We start from the raw sequence: 11,843 nt of genomic DNA on the forward strand, positions 1-11,843 counted from the left end.
TGGCGCATCTCCTCGAACCTTTTGGCGTGACGGTTGTGGGTGCGGCGGACATGGACCTGCCTGAACCGGAAGAGACCGAGGACACCTTTGTCGGCAACGCCCGGATCAAGGCCCACGCCGCCGCAAAGGCCACCGGGCTGCCCGCCCTGTCAGACGATTCTGGAATCACAATCGACGCGCTGGACGGCGCGCCGGGTGTTTATACCGCTGATTGGGCCGAAACCGGCAACGGTCGCGACTTCCTGATGGCGATGACCCGCGCCCATAATGAGCTTGAGGCAAAGAGCGCCCCCCACCCCCGCACCGCGCAATTCCGCAGCACACTGGTGCTGGCCTGGCCTGATGGGCACGATGAAGTGTTTGAAGGTGTTGCCCCCGGTCATCTTGTCTGGCCCATCCGCGGCGAAGGTGGATTCGGCTATGATCCGATGTTTGTTCCCGAAGGGTACGACATTACCTTTGCCGAGATGGATCGCTGGGAAAAGAACAAGATCAGCCATCGCGGACGCGCGGTTGAGAAGTTCGTGAAAGGCTGCTTTGGCGGATGATTGGCGCAACGGAGGCTTTGGCCTTTACGTGCATTGGCCTTTTTGCGAGGCCAAGTGCCCCTATTGCGACTTCAACAGCCATGTTTCCAGAAACATTGATCAAAAACAATGGCTTGACGCCTATCTAAGCGAATTGCGGCGCTCGGCTGCCGAAACCCCGGATCGGGTGCTGAACACGATCTTTTTCGGCGGTGGAACCCCGTCTTTGATGGACCCGGAAATCGTTGCCGCCGTGATCGGTGAGGCCCGTGCGCTCTGGCACCCCTCCAACACCATGGAAATCACGCTGGAGGCAAATCCCGGATCAGTCGAGGCCGGGCGGTTCGCGGCCTATCGTGATGCAGGCGTCAACCGGATATCGATGGGCGTGCAGGCGCTCAACGACGAAGACCTGCGCCGCTTGGGGCGAATTCACACTTTGGCCGAGGCCCGCGCTGCTTTTGACATCGCCCGTGATTGTTTTGAACGGGTGAGCTTTGACCTGATCTATGCCAGGCAACACCAAACGTTGGACGCCTGGCGGGCCGAGTTGAACGAAGCTCTGTCCATGGCCGTGGATCACCTGTCGCTGTATCAGCTGACAATCGAAGAAGGCACGGCTTTTGGCGATCGTTATGCTGTCGGAAAACTGCGCGGCTTGCCCGAAGATGACAGTGCGGCCGACATGTACCTTGCAACACAAGAGATTTGCGAGAAACACGGCCTGCCCGCCTATGAGGTGTCCAACCACGCCCGCCCCGGTGCAGAGTCGCAGCACAATCTGGTCTATTGGCGTTACGGGGACTATGTCGGCATTGGTCCCGGTGCTCATGGGCGAATAACGGTGGGTGGTGAAAGACACGCGACCGAAACCCATCTGAACCCGCAGCGTTGGCTTGACGCCGCCACGAAGGGTGACGGAGAAAAGAAACGCTACGTCCTTTCGCCTGAAGATCAGGCGAACGAATACCTTATGATGGGCATGAGGATCTCAGAAGGACTAGATGTAGATAGGTGGGAGGCCCTGTCAGGCTGTCCACTTTCTGACGAAACCGTGGACCATCTGGTCGGCATTAATATGATTGAACGTGAAAACAACAGACTCAGAGCAACACCAGCGGGGCGCGCCGTGCTGAATGCTGTAATCCGGGAATTAATGGGCTGAATATGCAGTATCTTTGGGCGGGGCTGGGATTGATTTGCGTTGCGATGGCCGCGATTGGGGTTGTTCTGCCTCTTCTTCCAACGGTTCCGTTTTTGTTGCTGGCAGCGTTTTTCTTTGCGCGATCCTCTTCACGGTTGCATAACTGGCTACTGTCGCACCGGATTTTCGGGCCAATGATACTGGATTGGCAGAGTTCGGGCGCAATACGCCCGGCCGTAAAAAAGGCAGCAACCTTTTCGGTCGCCGCCGTTTTCGGGGTGTCTTTGCTACTATCCGTTCCGCCCTTCGTGCTGATCATTCAGATCATTGTTCTGGGTGGCGTCCTGATATTTATCTGGACGCGCCCTAACGGCTGAGCTTTGCACAAAGATCGTCAAGCTGATCCAGGTTTTCATATGTCAGAACAACCTGACCGGATTCCGTTCCCGCCTTGTGATTGATTGAGACTTTCATAGCCAAAATAGCGGACAGGTCTTTTTCCAGCGCGCGCGTATCAGCATCTTTTCCAGCATCCAGATTCCTGGATCTGGAAGCAGGTCGTGGAGTGTCGCCTTGCTGTTGTTTCTTGACCAACGCTTCGGTTGCACGCACAGATAGGCCATCCTTGACGATCTGTTTTGCCAATTCCGAGGGGTTTTCCGCCGTAATCAGCGCACGCGCATGGCCGGCCGATAATTTCCCTTCAATAACAAGTGTTTGTACGTCTATTGGCAGAGACAAAAGCCGCAACAGGTTCGCAATGTGGCTGCGGCTTTTCCCCAATGCCTCGGCAAGCTTTTCTTGCGTGTGCCCAAAGCGATCCATCAACTGCCTGTAGCCGGCGGCCTCTTCCACCGCGTTCAGGTCAGCACGCTGGATGTTTTCGATAATTGCAACTTCCAGTACTTCGGTATCATCAAACTCACGCACGATCACTGGGATCTCGTGCAGCTGCGCCATCTGAGCCGCCCGCCACCTGCGTTCACCAGCGACGATTTCATATTCTCCGGCCCCCGCCGGACGTACGATCAAGGGTTGGATAATACCTTTTTCCCGGACCGACGCGGCAAGCTCATCCAGTTGTTCGGGTTGAAACGTGCGTCGCGGCTGATTTGGGTTTGCCTTCAGCTTTTCGATCGGAACTTTCAGATCAGGTCTGCGCGCGTCAGATGATACCCGGTTGCCCGCTTCCGGATTAACATCCGCCATGAGTGCGGACAATCCCCGGCCCAACCCTCTGGATTTCGCTTTCCTGGTGCTCATGTCGGCCTCCTCACCACCGCTCATGCTGCGGTTTTGTTGTTCTTATGCATGATCTCACGGGCCAGATGCCGATACGCCATCGCACCAAGTGATCCCGAGTCATACTGCAATACCGGCAGCGCATAGGATGGCGCCTCGCTGACCCGCACATTCCTGGGTATCTTTGTTTTAAAAACCATCTCACCCAGATTGTCACGCGCATCCTTTTCGACCTGGCGGGACAAGTTGTTGCGGTTGTCATACATGGTTAACACAACACCTTCGATTCTCAGGTCTGGATTCGCGGTTTGCCGGACCTCCCGGATCGTCAACATCAATTGCGAAAGACCCTCCAACGCAAAGAACTCACTTTGCAGCGGCACAAGGACAGAATGGGCGGCAACCATCGCATTTACGGTCAAGAGGTTCAGTGACGGCGGGCAATCTATCAGGATGAAATCCAGCTCAAACGCGTCCACTGCCGTCTGACGCAGCGCATCGTGCAGCAGATAGCTGCGTTTTTCGTTGGAAATCAGCTCGATATCTGCCGAGCTCAAGTCAACCGTTGCAGGGACAACCAGAAGGTTTTTGATCTCCGTCTCCTGAACCACTGCCTCCAAGGGCGCGTCATCCAGGATGAGATCATAAGTGGTCCAATCCCGATCTTCGACCCCTAAACCGGTTGATGCATTCCCTTGTGGATCGAGGTCAACCACCAATACCCTGCAGCCAGCTTCGGCCAACCCTGCCGCTAGGTTGATTGCTGTGGTTGTTTTCCCTACTCCGCCCTTCTGATTGGCAACCGCAATTATCCGGGGTCCGGACGGTCGAGACAGATCAACCACGTGATACTCCTTTGATCTTAAGGATAACGGCCTGAGGTTCAGTTAAACTTGTAATGGCCTCAGCATCGAAATTCCATTCCTCACGCGCCTCATCCAGCTCTTTTTTCCAGTTTGCACCTTTGGGCAACAGCGCGGTCCCGTTTTCACCTAAATGCCTGTCACAGAATGATAACAATGTACGCAGATCCGCCAGCGCGCGCGCCGAAACGATGTTTGCGCCCAGGGGTTCAACCACCTCGATCCGCTTAGAAATCACTTTACACGACACGCCACATTCACGGGCGACGTTACGCAGAAAAGCCGATTTTCTCTGGTCGCTTTCCACCAGAGAGAAACTGGCGGTCGGAGCTTCCTTGGCAGCAATAATGGCGCATACCATTCCGGGGAACCCGCCGCCACTGCCAAGGTCCACCCAGGTTTCAAACGTTTCAGCGCATCGAAAAACTTGGACAGAATCCAGAATATGCCGATCCCACATGAATTCCAGACTATTGCGTGAAACAAGATTTATCCTGGGATTCCAGCGGTTCACCAGATCAACATAGATTTTCAGACGTTCGAATGTTTCACGTGAAACATTCAAGCCATCAAACTTGGAAAAATCGGCCATCATGCCTGACGCGCTCGTTGATCGCGGCGCAATTTCGCCAGGACAAGGGTGAGCGCAGCCGGTGTAACGCCTTCGACTCGGCTTGCTTGCGCTATGTTCGACGGTTTGGCCTGTGACAGTTTCTGCTTCATCTCAGAAGACAGCCCGTCCAGGCCAAAATAGTCAAATTCACGCGGGATAACATAGGATTCATCCCGCTTCATAGCCTCAACATCGCGCTTTTGCCGGTCGATATAGTTCGCATAAAGTGCGTCACGTTCGATTTGAAGCCGGATCGCCACGTCTACATCTTGTAGATCTGGTATCAAGGGAAACAAGTCCTCGAAAGATGTATCCGGAAATGCCAGAATCGCCATTCCATCTCGGCGGTTTCCATCCTGGTTGACGTTGATCCCGGCTGAAAGAACTTCCTTGGGTGTGTATGTGCGAGCGGTCAGCTTGGATTTCGCTGCATCAAGCTGGCTCATTTTCTTCTCAAAATGCGCCTGACGCCTCTCTCCGACACAGCCAAGTTCCAACCCAATCGGCGTCAACCGTTGATCTGCATTATCTGCACGCAGAGACAGTCGGAACTCGGCCCTGGAGGTGAACATTCGATAAGGCTCTGCCACACCACGTGTCGTCAGGTCGTCTATCATCACGCCGATATAGCTGTCTGATCTGGTGAAAATGACCGGTTCGCGGCCCTGTACGTCCAGCGCCGCGTTAAGGCCAGCAACCATCCCTTGTGCCGCAGCTTCCTCATATCCTGTGGTTCCGTTGATCTGCCCTGCCAGATATAGTCCCGGAACGTCGGGTAGCGACAAGGACGCGGTTAAGACACGTGGGTCCACATAATCATATTCGATCGCATAGCCCGGTTGAAGAATGTCCGCCTTTTCAAGCCCTTTGATCGACCGAACGTATTCCAATTGCACGTCCTGAGGCAGTGACGTTGAAATACCGTTGGGATAAATCGTGTGATCATTGACGCCTTCGGGCTCAAGAAAAACCTGATGCGAGTCCTTATCTGCAAAGCGAACAATCTTATCTTCGATCGAAGGGCAATATCTTGGACCTATGCCATCGATATGGCCCCCATACATCGCCGATTTTGAGAGGTTTGCTTCGATGATCTCGTGCGTCTTGGCATTGGTATGTGTAATACCGCAGGAAATCTGAGGCGCGACAACCGATGTTGACAGGAAAGAAAACAAGGTCGGGTCCTCATCCCCGTCCTGTCTTTCCAAACCTGACCAGTCGATAGTGCGCCCATCCAGACGCGGCGGTGTGCCGGTTTTCAAGCGTCCCAGCGGAAGGTTATAGCTATCCAACCTCTCGGCCAGTTTTATCGACGGGCGATCTCCCATCCGCCCACCAGCCCGTGACACGTCGCCGATATGGATGACGCCGCGCAGGAAGGTTCCGGAAGTCAGAACAACGGCTTTGGCATGCACTTCCGACCCATCTCCAAGCAGGACACCGGCGACACGGAGTCCGTCCATCAGGAAGTCTACAGCCTCCCCAACGATAATGGACAGGTTTTCCTGGTTGCTGATTTCGTTTTGCATTGCCGCACGATAAAGGGCGCGGTCAGCCTGCGTTCTGGGACCCTGAACAGCCGGACCTTTTCGCCGGTTCAACAGTCGAAACTGAATACCAGCCTGGTCAGCGACGCGACCCATTACACCGTCCAGCGCGTCAATCTCTCGAACCAGATGTCCCTTCCCCAACCCACCGATAGCCGGGTTGCAGGACATGACGCCGATATCGGTCGCAGATAATGTCACCAAAGCGGTTTTCGCACCCATCCTGGCAGCGGCGTGCGCGGCTTCCGTACCGGCATGACCGGCCCCAACCACGATGACATCAAAGTTTGAATGTTTCACGTGAAACAATCCTTATTTTCCTAAACAAAAGCTGGAGAAGATTTCATCCAACAGTGTCTCGACATCAATTCTGCCGACCAGAGATTCAAGCGCCCGTATGGCAGTCCTTAACTCCTCCGCAGCGATATCATACAAGTCCGGGCCTGATTCCAGAACCGTGATCGCAGCAACAAGTGAAGCCGATGCCTTGTTCATCGCAGCGCGATGGCGTTCACGCGTGGCTATACCATGTGTTGTGGTTCTTTCACTCAAGGCCCACGAAATCTGGTCGACAAGCGCATCAATCCCCTGTCCTGTCTTTCCTGAAACACCTTCACTCTTATCTTCCCGCAGGTCTGCTTTGGGCAGAACATGGATATCGCCATCCTGCACAGCTACATCCAGCTCTTCCGGGACTTCGGTCAGAAAAACACGCAAGTCTGCCGCTTCTGCCCGTTTTCGAGCCAGCTCGATCCCAAGATTCTCGACGTGATCTTCGGTTTCCCGCAACCCGGCCGTATCCAGCAATGTCACCGGCAAGCCAGCCAGATCCATACGAACCTCGATCACATCCCGGGTTGTACCTGCGAATTCCGAGGTAATTGCGGCTTCACGTCCTGCAAGCGCGTTCAACAGGGTTGATTTTCCTGCATTGGGAAGACCAACAATAGCCACTTCAAATCCGGTACGAATACGCTCGGCAATCTTCACCCCATCTGCTTCTCGACGAAGATCTGCCAGAACACCGCTTGTCAAATCGCGGACTTCCGGCGTGACGTCGGTGGGGACGTCTTCATCAGCGAAATCGATGACGGCTTCCAGCAACGATGCCGCGCGGATCAGATCGCGCCGCCAGCGCTCGGCCAGCGTGCCAAGCTCACCGGCAAGAATGGTCTGGGCCTGCTTACGCTGTGCCTCGGTTTCCGCGTCAATCAGGTCTGCAAGGCCTTCGACCTGTGTCAGATCCATCTTGCCATTTTCAAGGGCCCGGCGTGTGAATTCACCCGGGTCCGCCAACCGCAGCCCATCGGTGTTCGACAAACAGCGCAGAACCGCATTGACCGAGGCCGTGCTGCCATGGATCTGAAGTTCTGCCACGTCTTCCCCGGTGAAACTTGCCGGTGCCTGAAAGGTCAGAACCAGACCATCATCCAGACGTGATCCGTCCTGATCCCGCAGGGTGCGCAAGACTATTCCCCGCTTGGGCAGTTCCGCGCCGCTCAGACATGCAGCTGCGGAATGCGCTTCGGGGCCAGAGAGGCGAATGACCGCCACCCCTGCTTTGCCTTGCGCGCTGGCCAAGGCGAATATCGTATCCATTCGTAGGCCTCGCGTCGCTTAAGACCTGTGTCAGGTGTTCATTGAATCGAAGAACTCGCCGTTTGTCTTCGTCTGTTTCAACTTCGACAACAGGAACTCGATTGCGTCGGTGGTGCCCATAGGATTGAGGATACGGCGCAGAACAAAGGTTTTGGCCAGATCGCCCTTGTCGACCAGCAGGTCCTCTTTCCGTGTACCGGATTTGAGGATGTCGATCGCCGGGAACACGCGTTTGTCTGCAATCTTGCGGTCCAAAACGATTTCCGAGTTACCAGTACCTTTGAATTCTTCAAAGATCACCTCGTCCATCCGGCTGCCGGTATCGATCAGCGCCGTGGCGATGATGGTCAGCGATCCGCCCTCTTCGATGTTTCGGGCTGCGCCGAAGAAACGCTTGGGCCGCTGCAACGCGTTTGCGTCCACACCACCGGTCAGAACTTTGCCCGAGGATGGTACAACGGTGTTAAAAGCTCTACCAAGTCTTGTGATTGAGTCGAGTAGAATAACAACATCTCGTTTATGCTCGACCAGGCGCTTGGCCTTTTCAATGACCATCTCCGACACGGCCACGTGACGCGTTGCGGGTTCATCGAAGGTTGACGACACAACCTCACCCTTAACCGAGCGCTGCATGTCGGTCACTTCTTCCGGGCGTTCGTCGATCAGCAGGACGATCAGGTAACACTCCGGATGGTTCTGTTCGATCGAATGCGCGATGTTCTGCAGGATCACGGTTTTACCAGTCCGCGGCGGTGCCACGATCAGCGAACGCTGACCTTTACCGATCGGCGCAACCAGATCGATCACGCGCGCGGACTTATCCTTGATGGTGGGATCTTCAATTTCCATCTTCAGACGCTCATCCGGGTACAGAGGCGTCAGGTTGTCGAACAGGATCTTGTGCTTGGCCTTCTCGGGATCTTCAAAGTTGATCATGGTGACATTGGTCAGCGCGAAATAACGCTCATTCTCGTCCGGCGCCTTGATCTCGCCCTCGACCGTGTCCCCAGTCCGCAGTGAGTGCAGACGGATCATATCGGGCGAGACATAGATATCGTCAGGACCCGGCAGATAGTTTGCCTCGGGCGAGCGCAGAAAGCCGAACCCATCTTGTAGCACTTCCAGTACGCCATCACCGCCGACGGTCCAGCCATCATCGGCACGTTCGCGTAGAATCTGGAACATCATCTCGCCCTTGCGCATGGTCGAGGCGTTTTCGATCTCCAGCTCTTCGGCCATTGCCAGAAGGTCTTTGGGGCTTTTGGCTTTCAGGTCGGCCAAATTCAGGGATTCATTGGACATGATACATACCTTCACCGCTGAAAGCGCGGCTTGAAGTGGAATTTCAGTACGGAAAATACGCCGCCCGGACGGGCGTGTTGTGATCTACATAAGCGCAGCGTCGTTCGGAGTCAAACAGGCGTTCAGAACTTCAGTATGACCGCCAGAACGATGATAACCATCAGAATGGTCGGAACCTCGTTCATCATGCGATATTGCCGCCCAGTGAGCTTATTCTGGCCTGCCAGAAATTCCTTCCTTCGGGCCATAAGCCAATGGTGGAACCAGGTCATCGCGATCACGCCCGCACCTTTAACCCAGGGCCATGCGAAATCCCATCCGACGATCCCCGGTGTGAACACCATGATCAGCCCGCATAACCAGGTCACAACCATCGCGGGGCGCATGATCACCCGCAGCAGCTTGTCTTCCATTTCAAAGAAGATGTCTTGCGCGCCCTCTACGACCTGCGCTTTTTCGACGTGATAAACAAACAGTCTGGGCAGATAGAACAAGCCCGCCATCCATGAGATCACGGCCATGATATGTAATGACTTCACCCACGGGTAAATCGTGAAAAGAAGGTCTGTCATGCCGGCTCCGAACGTTGTTCGGAACTCTCCCTAATAAAAAAATAAGAAAAGAAAAAGGATGATGGTTTTGTAGAGTGCTAAATATCCGTGGATTATTATTTTTACCCTAGCGTTTTCCCCAGGGGGACAAAATACCTGAGGTTCCCAGAGATTCTGTTGATAGTACAAATTAAATATATAAATCAATTATTTAAGTTGGATCAGGTAAATCTGGTCTGTGGATAACCCGATGGGTATCGCTGGATACATCTGTTATCCCACGAGTTAGAGTTATCCTTGTCCCGACAGGATGAGATTTGAGCGACTCGGGGATCTTTGCCACAAAATTCCCGGGGTTGCGTGTCAACCGGAAAACCATACAAAACACCCCAGAACTCTCATCGATTTGCACACGGGGTTTTCCACATGTCTGTCCCCATTCTTCTGGCTTCGGGATCTGTTATTCGCGCGCAACTGCTAAGGAACGCAGGTGTGCCGTTTGCGGTTCAAACGGCGCGCGTGGATGAAGAGACGGTCAAACGGGCGTTGCTGGCAGAGGATGCCGCACCACGCGATATTGCGGATACGCTGGCTGAGATCAAAGCGCGTAAGGTCAGTGACAAAAACCCCGGCGCCATGGTGATCGGTTGCGATCAGGTGCTGGATTTCGAAGGGCAGCTGCTTTCAAAGCCCGAAACCCCGGAACAAGCGCTGGTCCAACTGAAAACCATGCGCGGCAAGCGGCACATGCTTTTGTCAGCAGCTGTGATCTATCAGGATGGTGAACCGATCTGGCGGCATGTGGGGCAGGTGCGTTTGCGGATGCGGGTCAGTTCTGATGCCTACCTGAAAGACTATGTTACGCGGAACTGGGACAGCATTCGCCATGCCGTCGGAGCCTACAAGCTGGAAGAAGAAGGCGTCCGCCTGTTCGCCACCATTGACGGAGACTATTTTAACGTTTTGGGTATGCCTCTGTTAGAGCTTCTCAACTTTCTGGCTGTCAAAGGGGTGATCGAGCAATGACAGAAAACCGGGTTCCTTTAGCCGGAGTGATCGGGCACCCCATCGGGCATTCGCGTTCACCCAAGCTGCACGGGCATTGGTTAAAGACCTATGGGCTTGCCGGGCATTATATCCCGATGGACGTCGCCTCTGCTGATCTGGAGACTGTGCTGCGAACCCTGCCCAAAGCGGGCTTTGTCGGGGCCAACGTGACCGTTCCGCACAAAGAAGCTGCGCTGAAGATCGCAGATCACGTTTCCGACCGCGCAACGGTCATTGGTGCCGCAAATACGCTGGTATTCCGAACTGATGGTTCGATCCACGCAGATAACACCGACGGGTACGGGTTTATGGAAAACCTGCGCAATGGCGCACCTGACTGGAATGCGAAAGATGGCCCGGCGGTTGTGTTTGGTGCCGGGGGCGCTGCCCGTGCCGTTTTGCAGGCTTTGTCTGATGCCGGGGTGCCGGAAATCCTGCTGACCAACCGGACGCGCGCCCGCGCGGATCATCTGAAGGAAGAGTTCGGCCAACGCATTCGCGTGGTCGATTGGGTTCAAGCGGGAAATGTCATTGAAAACGCCGAACTGGTGGTCAATACGACTTCACTGGGGATGCAGGGCCAGCCAGAGCTGCGCGTGCCGTTGGACGGGTTGCAACCCGGTGCCGTGGTAACGGACCTGGTCTATGCCCCGTTGAAAACCCGTTTGCTGCAAACCGCCGAGGAGGCCGGATGCACCACAGTCGATGGTCTGGGGATGTTGCTGCATCAGGCTGTTCCCGGATTTGAACGCTGGTTTGGTGTCCGCCCCGAAGTAGACGCGGATACGCGCGCGGCGGCCCTGGCATGAGTTTTACGCTTGGCCTGACAGGCTCAATCGGTATGGGGAAAAGCACCACAGCGCAGATGTTCGTTGAAGAAGGGTGCGCATTGTGGGATGCGGATGCGGCGGTGCATCGGCTGTATGCCATTGGTGGAGCAGCGGTTGAACCAATGCGGGCAGCCTTTCCCGATGCGATACGTGATGGGGTGGTCAGCCGAGACGCGTTGAAACGAATTATCGCGGGTGACCCGGCCACGTTGAAAGCGATTGAGGCGATTGTGCATCCACTTGTCGCTGCTGATCGTGCGGAATTTCGCGAAAGCGCTACAAGCGACATCCTGGTGTTCGATATTCCGCTTTTGTTTGAAACGGGCGCTGATGCGGCAATGGACGCAGTGGCCTGCGTTTCGGTCCCGGCCGAAGACCAAAAGCGGCGCGTAATGGAACGCGGAACAATGACCGAGGCGCAGTTCGAGCAGATCCGCGCCAAGCAGATGCCGAACGATGAAAAATGCGCGCGGTCGGATTTTGTGATCGTGACTGATACTCTGGACCACGCCCGCGCGCAGGTGCAGGATGTGGTCAGGCAGATACGGGCGGGGATGGCACATGCGTGAGATTGTACT

At 55.0% G+C, this 11,843-nt stretch carries 13 protein-coding genes; 6 read left to right on the forward strand and 7 right to left on the reverse strand.

Annotated elements, in window-relative coordinates:
- The 3 genes from AC2FNC_RS18050 to AC2FNC_RS18060 form a co-directional block, all read left to right on the forward strand.
- Positions 1 to 548: non-canonical purine NTP pyrophosphatase (locus AC2FNC_RS18050; RefSeq protein WP_496716154.1), on the forward strand; the 548-nt coding region annotated here is incomplete at its 5' end.
- Positions 538 to 1,692: a radical SAM family heme chaperone HemW gene (gene hemW, locus AC2FNC_RS18055; protein WP_480554310.1), complete on the forward strand. Its 1,155-nt coding sequence runs from the start codon at positions 538 to 540 to the stop codon at positions 1,690 to 1,692. The genes AC2FNC_RS18050 and hemW, both read left to right, overlap by 11 nt.
- Positions 1,693 to 1,694: 2 nt before the next feature.
- Positions 1,695 to 2,048, forward strand: coding sequence for a YbaN family protein (locus AC2FNC_RS18060; RefSeq protein WP_496716155.1), 354 nt, complete (start codon positions 1,695 to 1,697; stop codon positions 2,046 to 2,048).
- Here the strand turns inward: AC2FNC_RS18060 and AC2FNC_RS18065 are convergent.
- From AC2FNC_RS18065 to AC2FNC_RS18095, 7 genes are all read right to left on the reverse strand, one after another.
- Positions 2,038 to 2,934, reverse strand: a complete 897-nt coding sequence (locus AC2FNC_RS18065; protein ID WP_480554308.1) for a ParB/RepB/Spo0J family partition protein — start codon at positions 2,932 to 2,934, stop codon at positions 2,038 to 2,040. The genes AC2FNC_RS18060 and AC2FNC_RS18065 overlap by 11 nt on opposite strands.
- 20 nt (positions 2,935 to 2,954) lie before the next feature.
- Entirely contained in the window at positions 2,955 to 3,758 is an 804-nt protein-coding gene (locus AC2FNC_RS18070) for a ParA family protein (RefSeq protein WP_480554307.1), read from the reverse strand.
- Positions 3,751 to 4,368 (reverse strand): 16S rRNA (guanine(527)-N(7))-methyltransferase RsmG, encoded by a 618-nt coding sequence (gene rsmG, locus AC2FNC_RS18075; RefSeq protein WP_480554306.1) that lies wholly within the window; start codon positions 4,366 to 4,368, stop codon positions 3,751 to 3,753. The genes AC2FNC_RS18070 and rsmG overlap by 8 nt, the downstream gene beginning before the upstream one ends.
- Positions 4,368 to 6,236: a tRNA uridine-5-carboxymethylaminomethyl(34) synthesis enzyme MnmG gene (mnmG, locus tag AC2FNC_RS18080; RefSeq protein WP_480624794.1), complete on the reverse strand. Its 1,869-nt coding sequence runs from the start codon at positions 6,234 to 6,236 to the stop codon at positions 4,368 to 4,370. The genes rsmG and mnmG overlap by 1 nt, the downstream gene beginning before the upstream one ends.
- 12 nt (positions 6,237 to 6,248) lie before the next feature.
- A complete protein-coding gene (gene mnmE / locus AC2FNC_RS18085; protein ID WP_480606625.1) occupies positions 6,249 to 7,535 on the reverse strand; it encodes a tRNA uridine-5-carboxymethylaminomethyl(34) synthesis GTPase MnmE in 1,287 nt (428 codons plus the stop codon).
- 30 nt (positions 7,536 to 7,565) lie between these two features.
- A complete protein-coding gene (gene rho / locus AC2FNC_RS18090) occupies positions 7,566 to 8,837 on the reverse strand; it encodes a transcription termination factor Rho (protein WP_480494027.1) in 1,272 nt (423 codons plus the stop codon).
- Positions 8,838 to 8,959: 122 nt separating this feature from the next.
- Positions 8,960 to 9,409: a CopD family protein gene (locus tag AC2FNC_RS18095; protein WP_480606622.1), complete on the reverse strand. Its 450-nt coding sequence runs from the start codon at positions 9,407 to 9,409 to the stop codon at positions 8,960 to 8,962.
- Positions 9,410 to 9,814: 405 nt separating this feature from the next.
- Here AC2FNC_RS18095 and AC2FNC_RS18100 point away from each other — a divergent pair, with 405 nt between their 5' ends.
- The 3 genes from AC2FNC_RS18100 to coaE are packed head-to-tail and all read left to right on the forward strand — an operon-like array spanning position 9,815 to position 11,834.
- Positions 9,815 to 10,414 carry a Maf family protein gene (locus AC2FNC_RS18100; RefSeq protein WP_480606620.1) on the forward strand — a complete coding sequence of 200 codons (600 nt, stop codon included), beginning with the start codon at positions 9,815 to 9,817 and terminating at the stop codon, positions 10,412 to 10,414.
- The gene (locus tag AC2FNC_RS18105) at positions 10,411 to 11,244 is read left to right on the forward strand and encodes a shikimate dehydrogenase (protein ID WP_480606617.1); all 834 of its coding nucleotides are present in this window, start codon (positions 10,411 to 10,413) and stop codon (positions 11,242 to 11,244) included. The genes AC2FNC_RS18100 and AC2FNC_RS18105 overlap by 4 nt, the downstream gene beginning before the upstream one ends.
- The gene (gene coaE / locus AC2FNC_RS18110; protein WP_480518237.1) at positions 11,241 to 11,834 is read left to right on the forward strand and encodes a dephospho-CoA kinase; all 594 of its coding nucleotides are present in this window, start codon (positions 11,241 to 11,243) and stop codon (positions 11,832 to 11,834) included. Before AC2FNC_RS18105 ends, coaE begins: the two co-directional genes overlap by 4 nt.
- Positions 11,835 to 11,843 lie beyond the last annotated feature (9 nt).

It is taken from the genome of Ruegeria sp. BHSA123, from assembly GCF_059613425.1.